Source organism: Gordonia sp. N1V, from assembly GCF_029269935.1.
In the GTDB taxonomy this organism is placed as follows: Bacteria; Actinomycetota; Actinomycetes; order Mycobacteriales; family Mycobacteriaceae; genus Gordonia; species Gordonia polyisoprenivorans.
In genome coordinates, this window is sequence record NZ_JARJDD010000001.1 from 141,422 (window position 1) to 160,752 (window position 19,331).

Here is a 19,331-nt window from a genome sequence, read left to right on the forward strand (position 1 = left end):
GCGGCTTCTCATCGGCACACCACCGAGTGGTTGGTGCCACCGATCTTGTTGATGATCCCCGGCGGGAACAACACATCACCGATCGCGATGTCGAGGTCGCAGGCGTAGATGTTCAGGTAGGCCCCCTGGCCGAGCACGAGCGGGAAGTGTCCGAGGAAGATCGGCAGGTTCTTGGCCATCCCGTCGAGTTTGGAGCCGTTGCCGATCAGAATCCTGGTCGCCTGGTTGGCCGAGGTGGCCGCGTCGGCGAGATTCCCCCGGGATTGGGTGAGGACGTCGGCGAATCCCGCTGCGGTCTTTCCGATCTGGGTGACGGCGGTACCGAAGGCCGCCGAATTCGCGTTCAGGTTCTTGATGACGTCGGAAACGCTGTCGACGAGAGTGCCGATCTGGTCGCCCTGCCGCGACAGGTCACGCAGCACCCCGCTGAGATTGTCGATGATCGCCCCGATCACCACGTCCCGGTTGGACATGTCGGAGGCGAACTTGCCGACCTGGGCGACGGTGTTGGACAACGACACCGTGTCGCCCTGGAACGCCTGGACCAGACCGTTGGAGAGATTGTTGACCTGCTCGGGGGTCAAGGTGTCGAAGACCGGCTGGAATCCGGCGAGCAGTTTGGTCACGTCGAAGGAGTCCTCCGAGGGCTCCTTGAGCGTCGACCCGACCGAGAGTGGTTGCGGGGTCCCGTCGGCGAGGGACAGCGCGAGATACCGCTGGCCGATCAGGTTCTGGTACCGGATCGCGGCCTGCGTGGTGGTGTACATCGGCTGGTTGTCCTGCACCTCGAAGGTGACCTTGGCGCGGCCGTCGACGAGATCGATCGAATCGACGCGACCCACCCGCACACCGGCCATCCGGACGTCGTCGCCCTTGGCCAGACCCGAGGCGTCGGTGAAAAACGTGCTGAAGTTGTTGGTACTGCCCGACACCGATCGTTCCAGCGTCGAATAGATGATGTAGGTCAGCAGCAACGCGACGACCGCGAACAGCGCGAACCCGATCAGCGGTTTGCGGATACTCGACTGCGCGGCGCTCATCGTCCCCCTCCCGAGGTGCCGGTCTGGGTCGAACCGGTTTGGGTCGAGACCGACTGCACCAGCGGGCCGAGCATCAAGGTGTCGGCCGCACTGGGCGCACGATCGAGTGCGGCGGTCAGCGTCAGGTTGTCGGCGCCGGTGGTGACCATGCCCGCCGGCGACATCCGGCGCATCCCGTCGGACGGATAGATCATCAGCGGACCCGAACTCGTCGGTCCGGTGCCGGTGCCCGGACCGACACACCCGGGACCGCGCAGCTGACCGTAGGGCCCACCGTTGTACACGGGACAGTTCTGGCGGGTATAGCGCTGGAAGGCACTGAAACTCACGCCGATGTTGAGCTGCGCGTGCCCGTTGACACCGGTGAACACCGTGAGGACCTTGGCCGCGAGATTGTTCAGTGCACTCAGCGCCTGCGGCAACGCATTCGGCTCGTAGACCGCCGCACCGAGCAGGGTGTTGGTGTCGGCGACGATGCGCTTGCCGCCGTCACCGTTGGCCGCGAACAGTGCCTGCACCTCGTCGGTCAGGCCCTGCGCCGCCGAGAGCAACGCAGTCAGGTCGTCTCGCGACTGCGCGATGGTCATCGCCGGGATCACGCTGCGGCCCAACGTATCCAACAGCTGCGGCGCGGATCGCGACAGGCCCTGTACGGACTGGTTGAAGTTGTCGAATCCGGACGGCGCACCCGGGGGGAACTGCGCGTTGATGGTATCGAAATAGTTCTGCAGGACGCCGACGAACAGACCGAAAGTGGTCCCGCCGCCGCGCAGCGCGTCGGCGATGGTGCCGAGGACACCGGCGAGTTGCTCCGGTGGCACCGCCTGCAACAGCGTCCGCAGCTGGTTCTGCGCGTCCTGCAGTTTGATCGTCTGTAGCGATCGGTCGGCAGGGATGGACGCTCCCGCCGAGAGATGGTCGGCAGACGGATGGTCCGGTTGCACCAGCTCGACCGCGTTCACACCGAAGAGGTTGGAGGGCACCGTGCGCGCGGTGACGTTGGCCGGGATGCCCTCGGACTGTGCCGGGGTGATGTCCATGTCGACCTGGCGCAGGTTCACCCCGGACTGGCCCGGCTCGTCGGTGAGAGCGACGTTCTTGACCGACCCGACGATGAGGCCGTTGTAGCGGACATCGGCACCCGAGGTCAGGCCGTCACCGACGTCGGTGAGTTTGGCGTTGACCGCGACGGTGGAGCTGAACACGCCCTCGTACCGCATGAACAGCAGCACGAACAGGATCACCAACACGATCAGGAATGCACTGCCGCGCAACACATATTGCACCAGCGAAGGGTTACGGCCGTCGGTGGCTATCAGCATGGCTGCCCCTCACCCCGAGATCTTGATGCCGGGCGATGTTCCCCAGAACACCAGCGTCATGACCAGATTCGCGAAGACGATGACGATGATCGCCAGCCGGATCGCGTGTCCGGCGGCCACCCCGACGCCTTCCGGACCGCCGGAGGCGAAATACCCGTAGTAGCACTGGATGAACGTGGTCAACAGCACGAAGATGATGACCTTGATGAACGAGTACACCATGTCACTCGAGACCAGGAAGGCGTTGAAATAGGCGAGGTAGTTTCCCGGCCCCTGCCCACTCTGGACCTGGAACATGACTTGGCACGCAAGGTAATTCGCGGCCAACGAGACCGAGTACAGCGGTACGATCGCCAGCACCGCCGCCGACATCCGGGTGGTCACCAGATACGGCAGGGGCCGGATCGCGATGGATTCCAGCGCGTCGATCTCCTCACTGATCCGCATCGACCCGAGCTGTGCGGTGAAGCGGCAACCCGACTGCGCGGTGAACGCGGTCGCCGCCAGCAGCGGCGCGATCTCGCGGGTCGTCGCGAATGCCGACAGACCACCGGTCACCGGTGACATCCCGAGGAGATTCAGTGCGGTGTAACCCTCGATACCGACCGTCGCGCCGCCCATGACGCCGAGGATCACCATGACGCCGACGGTGCCGCCGCCGACCACGATCGCGCCATTACCCCACGCCACGTCGGCGAGCAGACGCCAGACCTCTTTGCGGTAGTGGGTGAACGCGATGGGCACCGCACCGATCGACCGCACCAGGAAGGTGATGAGGTGCCCCATGCGTGCCAGCGCGTCACGCGGCCCGCGGTAGACACCCTTGGCGGCCTCGACGGGCCGGAGTACGGGCGGGACGTACCGGGATGCGGCCATCTCACACCACCTTTGCCGGGACGACGATGGCGAACAACTGGGTGAGCACCACGTTGACGGTGAACAACAGCAGCACCGAATTGACCACGGCGGCATTCACCGAGTTGGCGACACCGGCGGGCCCGCCCTTGGTGTTGAGTCCGCGGTCACAGGCCACGATCGCCACGATCGCGCCGAAGATGACCGATTTGATCAAGGCGAACAACAGGTCCGACACCGAGGCGAACGAGGCGAAGGTGCCGGTGTAGCTACCGGGGGTGCCGCCCTGGAAATAAACGTTGAAGGCGTAACCGGTGATGAAGCCGACGAAACACACGAAACCGCAGAGCAGGAAACTGACGACCATGGTCGCGAGCAGGCGCGGCGAGATCAGTCGCTGCACGGGGTTCACACCCATCACGCGCATCGCGTCGATCTCGTCGCGGATGGTCCGGGAGCCGAGGTCGGCGGCAATCGCCGAACCGACCGCACCGGCGAGCAACAGCGAGGTGACCAACGGGGCGCCCTGCCGGATGACGCCGAGTCCGGTGGCGGCACCGGAGAACGACGTCGCACCGATCTGCCCGGCGATGTTGGACACCTGGATCGAGACGATCACGCCGATCGGGATGGCGACCAGGAAGGTCGGGAACACCGAGGTGCTCGACATGAAGGCGCACTGGCGGATGAACTCACCGAACGGGAAGCGGCGCTTGAGGATGTCCTCGATGAGGACCTTGAACACCTCGACGAACATCGCGAGCTGACGACCGAAGGTCTCGAAACTCGCCACGATGTGTTCGCGAAACCACTTGCGCACTCCCCCGGGCTTGCGCATCCCTGTTGCCTCGTCTTCCGAAGCCACTGCGTCAGTGCTGCTCAACACCCATCCCTGCGTCGTACGTCATCCGTCGCGTGCCCCCCTGGCAGGCCTGGCCCGCAGTAATATACAGCACCGCCGAACGGGTCGTATGCCGCGGGTCACACCTGGCGTGGCCTGCGGCCTCGCACCTCACGCAATACGGTGGGGTGTGTGGACGAGCCTCAGGATGGTCCCCCCGATGTGGAGGGCCACGCATGTGTGGGTGCCGACACAGTAACTTGGTCACGCGTCCAAGGTGAGGAGAAACACGGGAATCGTTCCAACAGAATCGACGCGACTCCCTTCCTACCGCCTCGCGGCCTGGCCGACCTCCGGGTCTGGGCGCCCGCGGCGACACGGATGCGCACCCGGGTCGTCACTCCGACCGGCACGCATGATCTGCTGATGATCGGCACCGACGCACCCGGGTGGTACCGGATCGACCCGGCCGTACTGACCACGGCGCTCGGCGAACTCGGACACACCGATCCCGTGTGCCTGCGGTACGGATTCCTCATCGACGACGAGGAGCGCGCGCTGCCCGACCCGAGGTCGGTACGTCTGCCCGACGGCGTCCACGGCCTCTCCGCGTTCCATGTGGTCGACCCGTCGATCTGGCACGACGCGCAGTGGACCGGTCGCGACATCCGCGGTGCCGTGCTCTACGAGCTCCACATCGGCACCTTCACCCCCGAGGGGACCCTCGACTCGGCCATCGGGCACCTCGACGACCTGGTGGAGCTCGGCGTCGATGCGGTGGAGGTCATGCCGCTCAACGCCTTCAACGGTGAGTACAACTGGGGCTACGACGGCGTCGGCTGGTATGCGGTGCACGAACCGTACGGCGGCCCGGATGCCTTCGCCCGCTTCGTCGACGCCTGTCACGTCCGGGGGCTGGCCGTGGTCCTCGACGTCGTCTACAACCACCTCGGGCCGTCGGGCAATTACCTCCCCGATTTCGGGCCGTACCTCGGTGCCGGTTCGACCGGCTGGGGTGCGTCGCTGAACCTCGACGGTCCGTCCTCCGACGAGGTGCGCACCTACATCCTGCAGAACGCGCTGCGCTGGTTCACCGAATTCCACGTCGACGCACTGCGGTTGGACGCGGTACACGCCCTCGTCGATCACCGCGCCTATCCGCTGCTCGAAGCCCTCGCGGTCGGTGCCGACGCACTGTCGGATTCGCTGGGCCGTCCCTGCTCCCTCATCGCCGAGTCCGACCTCAACGATCCGCGACTGATCCTGCCCAGAACGGTCAACGGCCATGGTCTGACCGCTCAATGGGACGACGACATCCATCACGCGATCCACACCGCCGTCTCGGGCGAACGACAGGGCTACTACGCGGATTTCGGCAGTCTCGAGTGTCTGTCAAAGGTGTTGCGCGGCGGCTTCTTCCACGACGGGACGTACTCCTCCTTCCGCGGCCGACACCACGGTAGACCGATCCCGGAGACGGTCCCGACCACCGCGCTGGTGGCCTACACCTGCGACCACGATCAAATCGGCAACCGGGCGATCGGTGATCGGCCGAGCCACTACCTCGACCACGGCCGGCTCGCGATCAAGGCGGCGCTGGTGCTGTTGTCGCCGTTCACCCCGATGCTGTTCATGGGTGAGGAGTGGGCCGCCGGTACGCCATTCGCGTTCTTCACCTCCCATCCCGAACCCGAGCTCGCCGAGGCCACCCGCAACGGCCGCAAGGCCGAATTCGCGGACCACGGTTGGGATACCGACGACATCCCCGACCCGCAGGATCCGGAGACGTTTCTGCGCTCCAAACTGGACTGGTCGGAACCCGACACGCCGGAACACTCCCGGGTTCGGGACTTCTACCGCGACCTGATCGCGCTGCGCAAGTCCACAGATGCCTTCTCCCGCAGCGATTTCGAATCCATCGACACCGACCACGACGACACCGGGGGATGGTTCGCGATGCACCGCGGCGATGACGCGTCCGAGGCGCAGTGGTCGGTCGTCTGCGTGCTGGCCGACGAGCCGCTCACCGTGCCCATCGACCTCGAGCCGGTGTTGTGGTGGGAGCCGGTGGAATCGGTCGACGACGGGATACGCAGCCCCGGCCACAACGTGGTGATCGGCCGCCGCCGCTCATAACCGTCACCCGTGATCGGCCGAGATCTCGTAGCCGTCACGGTCAGGTCAGGTACTGATATGCACTGTCAGGTCAGATACTGATATGCCGGCGAATCCGGTTCGAGCCGTTCACAATTGAGTCGCGAGTGGTCCATCCGGTCCATCAGGCCGGCGAGTCCGTCGCGGTCCCCGAGCTCGATACCGACGAGTGCCGCGCCGGTCTCGCGATTGTTGCGCTTGACGTACTCGAACAGGGTGATGTCGTCGTCGGGTCCGAGGACCTCGTCGAGGAAACGCCGAAGCGCCCCCGGCTCCTGCGGGAAGTCGACGAGGAAGTAGTGCTTGAGCCCCTGGTGGACCAGCGAGCGTTCGATGATCTCGCCGTAGCGGGAGACATCGTTGTTGCCGCCGGAGACCAGGCACACCACGACGGCGTCGTCGGGCAGCTTCAGCTGCGAGAGGCCGGTCACCGCGAGTGCTCCGGCCGGTTCGGCGATGATGCCCTCGTTCTGATAGAGCTCGAGCATCGTCGTGCAGATCGCGCCCTCGTCGACGTGGGTGATGTGTGCCGATCCCGCGGGCAACGACACCGGCTCGTCGGGCAGTATCCGAACCGGAGTGTGCGCCGCGGTCTCTGCCCGGACCACGGTCTCTGCGCGGACCTCGTCGAGGACCGGGTGGGCGGTGACCGATGCGTCGAGATCGGCCATCGCGCGGTGCCCGAGCGCGCCGATGCGTTTGACGGCCGCACCGTCGACGAACGGGTCGATCCGATCGAGCGTCACCGGTCCGCCGGCGACCAGGGCGGCGGCGAGGGAGATGGCACCGGTCGGCTCGACCCCGACGATGACGGTCTCGCGCGAGACCGAACGGAAGTAGGTGGCCATCCCCGCCAGACAACCACCACCACCGACGGGTGCGACGACGACATCCGGTGCGCGGCCGAGTTGATCGACGACCTCCCGGGCGATCGTGCCCTGACCCGCGGCGGTCCGCGGATCGTCGAAGGCATGAATCCAGGCCGCACCGGTACGCAGGACGTCGGCCTGGGCGGCGGCCGCGGCCGCGTCGTAGGTGTCGCCGACCGCCAATAGCTCCACGTAATCGCCGCCGTGCCAACGAATCCGGTCGCGCTTCTGTTTCGGGGTGGTGGTCGGCACGTAGATACGGCCGGGCGTCTGCATGGTGCGGCAGGCGTAGGCCACCCCCTGGGCGTGGTTGCCCGCGCTCGCGGCAACCACCCCGCGCGACCGCTCCTGTGGGGACAGTTGCGCCATCACGTTGTAGGCACCGCGGATCTTGTAGGACCGGACGGTCTGTAGATCCTCGCGCTTGAGGTACACCTGCGCGCCGACGTCACGGCTGATCCGTGGGGCCGCCTCGAGCGGGGTGTGGGCGACCGCGGGTTCGATGCGGACGGCGGCCGCGTCGATGGCCGCGGCCGACAACCCCGACTCCTGCTGCGACTCATTGACGTGCGGTGTACTCACGGCACCCATGATCTCACCGGCAGCGCGGTCCGGCCCGCGCGGGGCGGACCGCTCGATAGCCCACCCGGGTACCGGCCGATGGCCCCGCCGGGCAATTGCCTGCGCCGGGCCGCACCCCGCGCCTAGACTCGGCGAGAACGCATCCACCACATGGTCGTCGGCGCGTATCGGCAGGACTCGAGACACCGGTTCCCGCCGCCCGATCACCGATCACCATGTCAGCGGAGGGAACTCCCGTGCCCCTGCTCGCCCGGACCCTGCTCACCCGCCCGCTCCGGCGCGGTTCTCGCCGACTACTCGCCGCAGCTTGTGGTGGCGTGCTGACCGCCGGAGTGCTCAGCGCCCTCGGTACCGCCCCGGCCCAGGCGGCGCCGGTGTGCGCCGGCGGCGGCGCGCCCGCCCGACTCGTCGGGGCCGTCCCCGGCGCGGCGCTGGAGGGCCTGACCGTCGATGCCGCCGGTCACGCGTATGCGACCGATCTGATCAGCGGACAGGTGTTCCGATTCGACCAGCCGGGCGCACCCGGCCGGGCGATCGCCCGCGTTCCCTCCGGTGGTGCCGGGGCGTTGGCCTGGGCGCCCGACGGCACGCTGCTCGTCGGTTACGGCGCCGATCCACGGGTGGTCCTCGGGGATGCGGTCCGCCCGGGTGCGATCGCGCGCCTGGATACCCGGACGAACGTCCTGCGACCGTGGGTGGGCGGACTCTCCGCCGCCGACGGGATGGATGTGGCGGCCAACGGTACCGTCTATACCACCAACGACTTCGGCAACCTCATCGGACGCGTCGCACCGAACGGTGCGGTCAATGCGCAGTGGGGATCACTACCGAGTGCCAACGGCGCCGTCCTCGGTCGCGGCGACGGATGGCTGTACGTGTCGCGCACCTTCACCAATCCGGGCGTGAGCCGGATCTCGACGGCGAATCCGCGTGTCGTACAGAGTCTGCTCACCCTCGGTGGCGCGGACACCCTGGCAGCTCCCGACGGCCTGACCCTCGACTCGCGAGATCGTCCGGTGGTGCCGTTCAATGCCGGTGGGCAGATCGTCCGGATCACCGCACCCGGATCGTATTGTGTTCTGGCCCAAGGACTTCGACTGTCCAGCGTGCTGAGTTACGGCCGCGGGGACCGCGGCTTCTCGGCGGGCCGGCTCTACCGTGCCGGTTTCGACGGCCGGATCTATGAGATCCCCGGCGGGTTCGACGCCGGGGCGGTCGCCGCGTTCCCGGGTAGGTGACGGGCGACGAGCCACGTCGTCACCAGTGCGACACCGGAGAGCCAGGCGGTCAGTTCCGGGGTGAGGACCAGCAGCGAGATCAGTCCGACGACCCCGGCCACCGCGATCGCCTGAAGCTTGTGCACCGGCCACGCCACGCCCGCGACGTCGACGGTGCGCACCGCGCGAGCATGCTCACAAGAGGGATTCATCTCGATCATCGCGGTCATCTGCGCACTCCTGCCGACGCGTCTTCGTTCTGCCGTGATACCGAATATAGCACTACCATCACTCAAAGTTTCGGCGAGCCGAAACCAGGGTTTCGTGCGATGGTTCGGTACGCGGACGCACCGGTCTCAGCGGCTGCGCTGCAGCGTGTCGAGCAGTTCGTGATACGGACCGACCAGGTACGCGGTGTCCTCGGCAGCCAGCCGGTCGTCGCGTCGGGGATGCAGCACGGTCCCGGATCGCCGGATGATCGCGATGATGCGGGTCCGTGTGGGCAGGTCGGCGAGCAGCATGCCGTCGAGGACGCTGCCCCGCCGGACGAACAGGCCGCCGACCATGAATGAATACCGTCCGACCGAGAACGTGGAGATGACCTGCAGGCCGAGTGCCGCCCCGATGAACCAGGGCGCGGCGAGTTCGACGGTGGACCGCACGTTCTCGAACCCGAAGCGGTGCGCGACCGCCGCACCCAACGACTGGTCGTAGACGCGGAGCACCACCGGAACGCCGGCCCGTCCCACCGACCGGGACCAGCGCCGTCCGAGCACCTCACGCAGGATGATGCCGGTCTCGATGTTCACCATGTCGTCGTGGGTGAGCACGGCCACCGCGTATGCGCGGTCGATACCGGCATCGGCGAGTGTGCGCCGCAGCGTCGCGTCCCCGATGATCACCGGGATGTCGAGTTCGGCCGCCACCTCGAGGAAGCGGTTGTCGTCGTTGCGTTCGACCACGACCACCTCGTGTCCGAGCGCCCGCAGGTCGGTCGCCACCCGGATGCCGAAGGACCCCAACCCCACGACCAGGATGTGACCGGCCATGTCTCGGACGCGCCGACGTGCGGCGGACGCACCGATCCGGCGGGACAGCAACAGGTCGGCGACGAAGGCCATCAACACCGCGGTGGTGGTGACACCGGCGAACATCAGACCGATCGCGAACAATCGCAACCAGGTCGGCTGACCGACGAAGCTGAAATCGCCGTAACCGACCGTCGCGATGGTCTCGGTGGAGAAGTAGAGCGCATCGACCAGGCTCATCCCCGGCCGGTGATAGGTGAAGCGCAGCAGGATGGTGGCAAAGGCCAACAGTGTCAACGACACACCCAGCGCGCGAAAGAGGTTCGGGTTGACGTCGTCGCGGAACGCACGGACGGCGCCGAGCGCGCGCAGCGGGAGCGGACGGCGTGAGCGCGTGCGTCGCCGGGCCGGGGCGATCTCCACACCCTGCGCGGCGAGGTCGTCGACCGTGCCGATCATCGCGACCCAATCCCCCGGTTCGACCGGCAGATCGCGGCCCGGGCACGGCACGACCGACTCCGCACCCGATCCGGATCCGGCGCGCAGAACGGCCACCGGCGCGAGGTCGCCGTAGAGCTCGCGCAGCGTGCCGGCACTCGGGGCATGGGCCCCGGACACCACGAACTCGTTGCCCGCCACCGGGATCGAGTGCGTCGTACGTCCCAGGCATGCCTCGACGACCGACGGGGCGGCGAGTTCGGCGACGTCGAGTACGGCGCCCGGCCCGTTGCCCGAGGCGACCGCGTCGCGCAGCACCGCATTGGACAGGTTGGCGACCACTCGCACGTGCGGATCGAGAGTGCGTGCCAGCAGGGCGATCTCGAGGTTCACCGCGTCATCCGACCCGGCGCACACCACTGCCGCGGCCTGCCCGACGTCGGCGTCGGCGAGGTCACCGGGTGCCGACAGCGTGATGATGCGCGCTCCGGCACTGGCGAGTTCCTCGGTGACCCGCAGCGTCAGCGCGTCGTCACCGTGCACGATGATGTGACCGGGCATTTCGCAGAGCGTACCCGTGGCACGCCCGGCACGCGTGCCGACACCGGGCGTCCCCGGGGCCGGCCCGGGCAGCTCAGCCCAGGCAGCTCGGACCGAGCAACGCTTTGAGGTCACCCATGAGCGCCGAACTCGGGGTCACCCGCAACGATTCGGTCAGGCACAGCAGCGTCGAGCGGTCGTCGGAGACGAGGGTGACGTGAACGTCGGCGGTCCCGGGATGGCGGGTCAACACCTGCTTGAGTGCGGCGACCCGATCCGGCGTGCACAGTCGGCTCGGCAACGTCAGGGCGACCGGCTTGGTCGTGCCCGCCACGTCGAGGTCGGGGACGGCGAGGTCATTGGCGCTGATCATCATTTTGTCGTCGTCGCGCAGGGTCACGCGAGCCTTGATGAGCACGATGTTGTCCGGGGCGATGTCCATGCCGTACGCCAGGAACGAACGTGGGAAGAAGTAGACCTCCACGCCACCGACCATGTCCTCGAGGGTGATCGCGGCCCACGGTTCGCCCTTCTTGTTCACCCGGCGGGTGACCGTGGAGATGATGCCGCCGATCGTGATCTGCGCACCGTCGGACACATTGCCCTCGAGCAGTTGGGTGATCGAGGTGTCGGTCTGCGCGGCGATGGCGTGCTCGACGCCGGCCAACGGATGCCCGGATACGTAGAGCCCCAACATCTCTCGCTCGAGGGTGAGCTTGTGTTTGGTGTCCCACTCCTGGTCGGGGACGGGCACCGCGAACACCTCGGCGAGACTGTCGTCGGCCGACTCGTCGCCACCGCCGAACAGATCGAACTGCCCGATCGCCTCGGCCTTCTTGGTGCCGATCACCGATTCGACCGCCTCGGTGTGGATCAGGAACAGACCCTTGCGCGGATGGCCGAGCGAGTCGAAGGCGCCGGCCTTGATCAGCGACTCGGTGACCTTCTTGTTGCAGGCGGTGACGTCGATCTTGTTGAGGTAGTCGGAGAAGTTCGCGAACTTCCCCTTCGACTCCCGGGCCTCGAGGATCGAGCCGACGACCCCGGACCCGACGTTGCGGATCGCGGCCAGACCGAAGCGGATGTCGGTGCCGACGGCGGCGAAGTTGCGCTGCGACTCGTTGACGTCGGGCGGCAACACGGTGATGCCGAGCTTGCGGCAATCGGCCAGGTAGATCGCGGCCTTGTCCTTGTCGTCACCGACCGAGGTGAGCAGACCGGCCATATACTCGGCGGGATAGTTGGCCTTGAGGTAGGCGGTCCAGAAGGAGACCAGGCCGTAGCCCGCGGCGTGCGATTTGTTGAACGCATACCCGGCGAACGGCAACACCGTGTCCCAGAGGGCGGTGATCGCCGCCTGCGAGAACCCGTTGTTGCGCATGCCCTCGGCGAAGCCGTCGTAGGCCTCGTCGAGGATTTCCTTCTTCTTCTTGCCCATCGCGCGTCGCAGCAGGTCTGCTTGTCCGAGCGAGTAGCCGGCGACCTTCTGCGCGATCTGCATGATCTGCTCTTGGTAGACGATCAGGCCATAGGTCTCGGAGAGGATCTCCTTGAGCGGTTCCTCGAGTTCGGGGTGAATCGGCCGGATCTGCTGCAAACCGTTCTTGCGCTTGGCGTAGTCGGTGTGCGCGTTGACACCCATCGGGCCCGGGCGATACAGCGCGAGGACGGCGACGATGTCCTCGAAACCGGTGGGCTGCATCATCTTCAGCAGTTCGCGCATGGCCGCGCCGTCGAGCTGGAACACGCCGAGCGTGTCGCCACGGGCGAGGAGCTCGTAGGTCTTCGGGTCCTCGAGCGGCAGCGTGTCGAGGTCGAGGTCGATCCCGCGGTTGAGCTTGATGTTCTCCAGGGCGTCACCGATGACGGTGAGGTTGCGCAGTCCCAGGAAGTCCATCTTCAGCAGGCCGATCGCCTCGCACGAGGGATAGTCCCAGCCGGTGATGATCGCGCCGTCCTGGGCGCGCTTCCACACCGGGATGGCGTCGGTGAGCGGCTCCGAGGACATGATCACCGCGCAGGCGTGGACGCCGGCATTGCGGATCAGGCCCTCGAGGCCGAGGGCGGTGTCGTAGATCTTCTTGACGTCGGGGTCGGTCTCGATGAGCGTGCGCACCTCGGTGGCCTCGCCGAACCGCTCGTGCTCGGGGTTGGTGATCCCCCAGACCGGGATGTCCTTGGCCATGATGGGCGGCGGCAGGGCCTTGGTGATGCGGTCGGCGATCGCGAAGCCGGGCTGGCCGAACTGGACCCTGGCCGAGTCCTTGATCGCGGCCTTGGTTTTGATCGTGCCGAAGGTGATGACCTGGGCGACCTTGTCGCTGCCCCACCGTTCGGTGGCGTAGCGCACCATCTCACCGCGGCGGCGATCGTCGAAGTCGATGTCGATATCGGGCATCGACACACGTTCGGGGTTGAGGAATCGCTCGAAGAGCAGTCCGTGCGGGATCGGGTCGATGTTGGTGATGCCCAGCGCCCACGCGACCAGCGAACCGGCCGCCGACCCGCGGCCCGGGCCGACGCGGATGCCGACCTCCTGCGCGTGCCGGATGAGGTCGCCGACCACCAGGAAGTAGGCCGGGAATCCCATCTGGATGATGACGTCGAGTTCGTAGTTCGCACGCTCCTGGTACTCCGCGGGCACCTCGGAGTCGGGGAAGCGACGTTCCTTGAGGCCCTTGGCGACCTCCTTGCGCAGCCAGGTCTCCTGGGAATCGCCCTCGGGCACCGGGAAGACCGGCATCCGGTCGCGGTGGGTGAAGACGTCGGCGTAGCTCTGCACCCGCTCGCCGATCTCCAGGGTGTTGTCGCAGGCACCGGGCACGACCGAATCCCACTGCGCCCGCATCTCCTCGGCCGACTTCAGGTAGTAGCCGTCACCGTCGAACTTGAAACGGGTGGGATCGGAGAGGGTCTTGCCGGTCTGCACGCACAGCAGCGCCTCGTGCGCGGCAGCGTGCTCCTTGGTGACGTAATGGCAGTCGTTGGTGACGATGGGTTTGATGCCGAGTTTGCGACCGATCTCGAGCAGTCCGTCGCGGACCCGGCGCTCGATCTCCAGGCCGTGTTCCATCAGCTCGAGGTAGAAGTTCTCCTTGCCGAAGATCTCCTGCCACTTCGCGGCCGCCTCGAGAGCTTCACGTTCGTGACCGAGCCGCAGCCGCGTCTGCACCTCGCCCGACGGGCAGCCGGTGGTGGCGATGATCCCCTCGGCGTGCGCGGCGATGATCTCGGCGTCCATCCGCGCCCACTTGCCCAGCTGTCCCTCGATCGACGCCAACGACGAGAGCTTGAACAGGTTGCGCAGACCCGTGGCGTTCTCGGCGACCATCGTCATGTGGGTGTAGGCGCCCGAGCCGGAGACGTCGTCGTCCTTCTGGTCGCGGGTACCCCACAGCACACGTTTGGTGTTGAAGCGCGACTCCGGGGCGATGTAGGCCTCGATGCCGATGATGGGCGTGATGTCGTTTTTCACAGCGGTGTTGTAGAACTCGCTGGCACCGAACATGTTGCCGTGGTCGGTCATACCGATCGCGGTCATCCCCAGGCGCTTGGCCTCGGCGAACAGCGGCGACACCTTGGCCGCGCCGTCGAGCATCGAGTACTCGGTGTGGTTGTGCAGGTGAACAAACGAGTCTGCCACGGACGCTTCTCACCTCTGGTGCGAGTCTTTGGGATAGGGCGTCACCAACTCTAGGCGCTGCGACCGACAGCCACGCCCGGGCGCGCCGCTGCGGGAAAGCTGTGGCAGGTGAGGCGCCGCACGCGGTGTGTCGGCGTCGGTGTGTCACGCACCGGCGTGTCGAATCGCCTCGCCGGTCCGGGCGACTCTCAGCCGTCGCGCAGCACGTCGAGCGCGTGCTGCAGATCCTTCGGATACGGGCTGGTGTATTCGACATGGCGACCGTCGGCGGGATGGGCGAACCCCAGCGACCGCGCGTGCAGCCACTGGCGGTCGAGACCCAGACGCGCGGCGAGCACCGGGTCGGCCCCATAGGTGAGATCACCACAACACGGATGGTGCAGGGCCGAGAAGTGCACCCGGATCTGATGGGTGCGGCCGGTCTCGAGATGGATGTCGAGCAGCGACGCCGCCGCGAACATCTCGAGGGTGTCGTAGTGGGTGATGCTCGGCTTGCCGCCCGCGGTGACCGCGAACTTCCAGTCGTTGCCGCGATGGCGGCCGATCGGGGCGTCGATGGTTCCCTCGGGCGGATCGAGGTGTCCCTGCACCAGCGCGTGATACCCCTTGTCGACCTCGCGGTCCCGGAAGGCGCGCTTGAGCAGCGAATACGCACGCTCGGACACCGCGACCACCATCAGTCCGGAGGTGCCGACGTCGAGCCGGGACACGATGCCCTGCCGCTCGGAGGCACCCGAGGTGGAGATCCGATAGCCCGCGGCGGCGAGCGCACCGACGACGGTCGGCCCGCTCCAACCGACCGAGGGATGTGCGGCGACCCCGACCGGTTTGTCGACGACGATGATGTCGGAGTCGTGATAGACGACCGAGAGGTCTTCCACCGGCGTGGGCTCGACCCGCAGCGGCTCGGTCGGCGCGGGCAGCAGCACATCGAGCCAACCGCCGGCGACCAGTTTGTGGGACTTGCCGACCGCGACGCCGTCGACGGTGACCTCGCCGTCGTCGGCGAGACGGCCCACGACCGTGCGCGACAGGCCCAGGAGCCGCGCCACCCCGGCATCGGCCCGCATCCCGTCGAGGCCGTCGGGAATGGGCATCGCCCGCGACTCACGCATCGGCGTTCCTCCCGGTCTCGGTGTCCGTGTTGGTCTCGGTGTCCGTGTTGGTCTCGGTGTCCGTGTTGGTCTCGGTGTTCTTGTTGGTCTCGGTGTTCTTGTTGGTCTCGGTGTCACTGCCGGCGCCGGTGTCCCGGTGATCGCCCTCCGCCGGCTGGTCGTCGGGGTCCGGGTCGTTGCGGGCCGCCCAGCCCGAGCGGGTGCCGTCGTGGTCGTATCCGAGCAGCGACAGGATCACCAGCAGCACCGCCCCGCACACGACCGCCGAGTCCGCGACGTTGAACACCGGCCACCAGCCCACCGACACGAAGTCGACGACATGCCCGCGCAGCGGGCCCGGCGCCCGGAAGATCCGGTCGATCAGATTGCCCAGTGCCCCACCGAGAACCAGGCCCAGTCCGAGAATCCACCAGCCCGATCGGAGGCGGCCGGCATAGCGGATGATGACCGCCACGACCGCCAGGGCGATCAACGTGAGAACCCAGGTGTAACCGGTCGCCATCGAGAACGCCGCGCCACTGTTGCGCACCAGACGCAGGGTCACGGTGTCGCCGATGATCCGCACCGGCTCGCCCGGTGTGATCAGGGCCACCACAAGGGTTTTGGTGATGACGTCGAGAGCGACGACGGTACCGGCGATGGCGGCCAGAACGGCGAGTACCTTCGCGCCGCGATGCGTGCGGGGGGCCGTCGTCGCGGTCGTCATCTGCTCGTCGGCACCCGAGGTGGTGCCGTTGGTCGCTGAGTCGTCCACCCGTCCATCATCCCTGACGCGTGCAATACGCTGACTGCCGTGTCCCCCACGCCCGCTTCGTCCAGGATCGCCGCACGCCCGATCCGGCGCAGGCGCCGCCTGCCACGCAGACCGGCCGCCGCGGTTTGGGTGACCATCCTCACCGGCGCGCTGGCGGTGAGCGCGTGTGGCTCCGGCACCGATACCGCAGCGTCGTCGCAACCACCGACCCCGTCCGGGCCGTGTGCCGCCGACCCCGGTATGGGCCTGACCCAGGCCACGCCGATCCCGATCCCGTCCGCGACCGTCACGCTCACCTCCCCCGGCGCGGCTCCCACCCGAGTCGCCACACCCGCACCCGACGTCGGTTCGGCACAGCAGGTGACGCTGTCGACCACCTCGAGCGAGGTCTCCACCACCGCGCAGACCACCCAGGAGGTCACCACCCCGCTGACCGCCCGGTTCGGCTGCACGGCGACCTCCGAACTGCACCTCGTCCTCGGAACACCGACCTCCACGCAGCCCGAACTGACCGACCAGCTCGCGAAGGCGAAGGGCAGCGTCGCCGGGATCGCCTTCGGGCCGGCGCTGAGCCCGATGTCGCTACGTCTGCGGCCGACCGACGCGTCGTCGGCGCCCGCACGTCGTGCGCTCGAACAGTCGCTGGTGCAGACCCTGCAGGATTCGATCGTGCTACCCACCGACCCGATCGGCGTCGGCGCGACGTGGCGTAGCGAACGCACCGTCGTCGGCGCCGCCACGGTGACGCAGACCATCGAGGCGCGGCTGAGCGCGTGGGACGGAAATCGCCTGACCATCTCCTTCACCGCCGAGGAGTCACCGATCAACTCGGTGTTCACCATCCCCGGCGGCAACACCACCCTGACGATCGCACGGTATTCCTATTCCGGGTCCGGGGAGATCATCGTCGACCTGACCCGGGGATTACCCGTCGGCGGGCATGCCGACTACAGCGGTGCCCGTGAACTCGTCGGCGCCGACCCCGACCAGCCGCTACTGCAACGCATCGGGTTCAGCGTGAACTGGAAGTGACCTGTCGGGCCGTACACCTCCATCGCCCCGAGCCCCGAGCCCCGAGCCCCGAGCTCATCGGAATCGCCGCCACCGCAGAAACGCCGCAGGGCCCCGACTCGAGGAGTCGGGGCCCTGCGCTCGTTGATCAAGTGCGCGATCAGCTCGACGGACGCGTGCTCGACGACGTCGGGCACATCGCGCTGGTCACACCATTGGTGGTGATCAGCGGGCAGACGAAGCTGCTGGCCAGCTTCCAACGCCCACCGTCGTAGACGATCTGCGCGTCGATGTCCTGCGGCTGCTGGTCGGGCAGTTTGACCTGCACCCGAACACTCGCCCGGTTGGGTCCATCGGTGGTCACCGGACCGCGGATCTGATACGTGACGTCCGGGTTCTCCTTGCGCGCCTGCACCAGCTTGTCGAAGACGGCCGGGTCCTTCTGCGAGTTCTGCACCAGCTGCGTCTTCTGCGCATTCGGCACGTTCGGGTCGAGCGCGGTCTGCAGCATCTGGTTCAGGGTCGCCACCGACGGCGGATTGCTCGCATCGGTGACGTTCGTCCCGCCGCCGGCGGTCGAGGCGGCGCTGCTGGTGGTGGTCTGGGCGACGGTGGGGATGTCGTCGGCACTGTCGTCGCTGCTACACGCTGCAACGCTGACGGTCACCGCGGCCGTGATCATGACGGCACCCACGAACTTCGGAAACTTCAACGATCTCCCTCACTGTCTGTGCGACCCCGCCCTCACCGGCGCGGTCATCCTTACGACTTGTCGCGGTTGCTCCCACCCTGTCCGGATGGGTCAACGGTGACACCACTATGCCAAACCGTCGCACGGCACCGGCGTGCCGGACACCACGACCACAACGGTTGACGCCGTCGGCGGGTTCCCGCAACCTGTGATCCATGGCACCCACGCCGCACGCACGCATCGCCCTGATCACCACCGGCGGCACCGTCGCGGCCCGCACCGGAACCGACGGTGCGGTGCCGGTGCTCTCCGCCGACGACCTGCTGGCCACCGCTGATGAGTCGGCCGCGCACGGGGCGCTCATCGAGGGAACGTTCGAACCACAGATCGTTCCGGTCGATCTGATGTCGGTGGACAGTTCGGCGATGACACCGACCGAACAGTTCCGCGTGGTCGCCGCGATCGCCGACGCGCTCGCCGACCCCGACATCGACGGGGTGGTGGTGACCCATGGCACCGACACGATGGAGGAGACCGCCTTCCTCGCCGACCTCGTCGCCGCCGATCCCCGCCCGGTGGTCTTCACCGGCGCGCAACGCCCGGCCGACGACCCGCACGCCGACGGCCCGGCCAACATCGCGTCGGCGTTGGCGCATGCCGCCGATCCGGACTCGCGCTCGCTCGGGGTGCAGATCGTCCTCGGCGGTCGGATCACCGCGGCGCGCGGGGCGTTCAAGGCCTCCACGGTCGATCTCGATGTCTTCGATTCCGTGCACGATTCGTTGCCACGACCATTGCTGACCGGTCCACTGCCGGGAGGCCGTCCGGTCCGCGTCGACGCCTACACCTTGTATCCGGGTGTCTCACCGGGACTCATCGCCGCATCGGTGTCGCAGAACGCCGCGGGCATCGTGCTCGCCGGGACCGGTTCGGGCAACACCCATCCCGACATCACCGCCGAGGTCAGCCTGGCGCGGCAGCGCGGGGTGGTCGTGGTCGTCACCACCCGGGTGCCCTACGGCCCGGTGGTTGCCACCTACGGCGGCGGGGGTGGCGCGGTGGATCTCGAGCGTGCCGGGGCGATCGTCTCGAGATGGCTGCGCGCACCTCAGGCACGCGTGGCCCTGCAGGCGCTGCTCACCACCGGCTGCGACGCCGACGAGGTCGCCGACTTCTTCTCCGCATCCGAGCCGCGGGACGACTGAGCGCCTGGGCGACTGGGCGATTGCGC

Annotated in this window: 15 protein-coding genes; 4 read left to right on the forward strand and 11 right to left on the reverse strand. The window is 67.5% G+C overall.

Annotation, left to right across the window (positions count from 1 at the left end; genetic code table 11):
* Nucleotides 1–8 precede the first annotated feature (8 nt).
* The 4 genes from P3L18_RS00650 to P3L18_RS00665 are packed head-to-tail and all read right to left on the reverse strand — an operon-like array spanning nt 9 to nt 4,055.
* The gene (locus tag P3L18_RS00650; protein WP_276112953.1) at nt 9–1,040 is read right to left on the reverse strand and encodes an MCE family protein; all 1,032 of its coding nucleotides are present in this window, start codon (nt 1,038–1,040) and stop codon (nt 9–11) included.
* Entirely contained in the window at nt 1,037–2,362 is a 1,326-nt protein-coding gene (locus tag P3L18_RS00655) for an MCE family protein (RefSeq protein WP_276112954.1), read from the reverse strand. Before P3L18_RS00655 ends, P3L18_RS00650 begins: the two co-directional genes overlap by 4 nt.
* A 9-nt stretch (nt 2,363–2,371) precedes the next feature.
* Nucleotides 2,372–3,238, reverse strand: coding sequence for an ABC transporter permease (locus P3L18_RS00660; RefSeq protein WP_006370474.1), 867 nt, complete (start codon nt 3,236–3,238; stop codon nt 2,372–2,374).
* A gap of 1 nt (nt 3,239) precedes the next feature.
* A complete protein-coding gene (locus P3L18_RS00665; protein ID WP_276113130.1) occupies nt 3,240–4,055 on the reverse strand; it encodes an ABC transporter permease in 816 nt (271 codons plus the stop codon).
* 345 nt (nt 4,056–4,400) lie between these two features.
* Between P3L18_RS00665 and treZ the strand changes: the two genes are divergently transcribed.
* Nucleotides 4,401–6,194, forward strand: a complete 1,794-nt coding sequence (gene treZ, locus P3L18_RS00670; RefSeq protein ID WP_276113131.1) for a malto-oligosyltrehalose trehalohydrolase — start codon at nt 4,401–4,403, stop codon at nt 6,192–6,194.
* 65 nt (nt 6,195–6,259) lie between these two features.
* Here the strand turns inward: treZ and ilvA are convergent, their stop codons facing one another.
* On the reverse strand, nt 6,260–7,672 hold the full coding sequence (gene ilvA / locus P3L18_RS00675; protein ID WP_276112955.1) for a threonine ammonia-lyase IlvA: 1,413 nt from the start codon (nt 7,670–7,672) through the stop codon (nt 6,260–6,262).
* Nucleotides 7,673–7,899: 227 nt separating this feature from the next.
* Between ilvA and P3L18_RS00680 the strand changes: the two genes are divergently transcribed.
* Complete coding sequence (locus P3L18_RS00680) at nt 7,900–8,901, forward strand: hypothetical protein (RefSeq protein ID WP_276112956.1); 1,002 nt, start codon at nt 7,900–7,902, stop codon at nt 8,899–8,901.
* Here P3L18_RS00680 and P3L18_RS00685 read toward each other — a convergent pair.
* From P3L18_RS00685 to lspA, 5 genes are all read right to left on the reverse strand, one after another.
* Complete coding sequence (locus P3L18_RS00685; protein WP_094600700.1) at nt 8,844–9,110, reverse strand: hypothetical protein; 267 nt, start codon at nt 9,108–9,110, stop codon at nt 8,844–8,846. The two genes, P3L18_RS00680 and P3L18_RS00685, sit on opposite strands and share 58 nt — an antisense overlap.
* A gap of 126 nt (nt 9,111–9,236) precedes the next feature.
* Complete coding sequence (locus tag P3L18_RS00690; RefSeq protein WP_276112957.1) at nt 9,237–10,907, reverse strand: NAD-binding protein; 1,671 nt, start codon at nt 10,905–10,907, stop codon at nt 9,237–9,239.
* 73 nt (nt 10,908–10,980) lie between these two features.
* On the reverse strand, nt 10,981–14,529 hold the full coding sequence (gene dnaE / locus P3L18_RS00695; RefSeq protein WP_014360335.1) for a DNA polymerase III subunit alpha: 3,549 nt from the start codon (nt 14,527–14,529) through the stop codon (nt 10,981–10,983).
* A gap of 188 nt (nt 14,530–14,717) precedes the next feature.
* Nucleotides 14,718–15,644 (reverse strand): RluA family pseudouridine synthase, encoded by a 927-nt coding sequence (locus P3L18_RS00700; protein ID WP_014360336.1) that lies wholly within the window; start codon nt 15,642–15,644, stop codon nt 14,718–14,720.
* Nucleotides 15,637–16,398 (reverse strand): signal peptidase II, encoded by a 762-nt coding sequence (gene lspA, locus P3L18_RS00705; RefSeq protein ID WP_276112958.1) that lies wholly within the window; start codon nt 16,396–16,398, stop codon nt 15,637–15,639. The genes P3L18_RS00700 and lspA overlap by 8 nt, the downstream gene beginning before the upstream one ends.
* Before the next feature lie 129 nt (nt 16,399–16,527).
* Here lspA and P3L18_RS00710 point away from each other — a divergent pair, with 129 nt between their 5' ends.
* Entirely contained in the window at nt 16,528–17,430 is a 903-nt protein-coding gene (locus tag P3L18_RS00710; RefSeq protein WP_346348416.1) for a hypothetical protein, read from the forward strand.
* A 139-nt stretch (nt 17,431–17,569) separates the two neighbouring features.
* Here the strand turns inward: P3L18_RS00710 and P3L18_RS00715 are convergent, their stop codons facing one another.
* Nucleotides 17,570–18,121, reverse strand: a complete 552-nt coding sequence (locus tag P3L18_RS00715; RefSeq protein ID WP_006370485.1) for a hypothetical protein — start codon at nt 18,119–18,121, stop codon at nt 17,570–17,572.
* A 194-nt stretch (nt 18,122–18,315) separates the two neighbouring features.
* Between P3L18_RS00715 and P3L18_RS00720 the strand changes: the two genes are divergently transcribed.
* Nucleotides 18,316–19,305: an asparaginase gene (locus tag P3L18_RS00720; RefSeq protein WP_006370486.1), complete on the forward strand. Its 990-nt coding sequence runs from the start codon at nt 18,316–18,318 to the stop codon at nt 19,303–19,305.
* Nucleotides 19,306–19,331 lie beyond the last annotated feature (26 nt).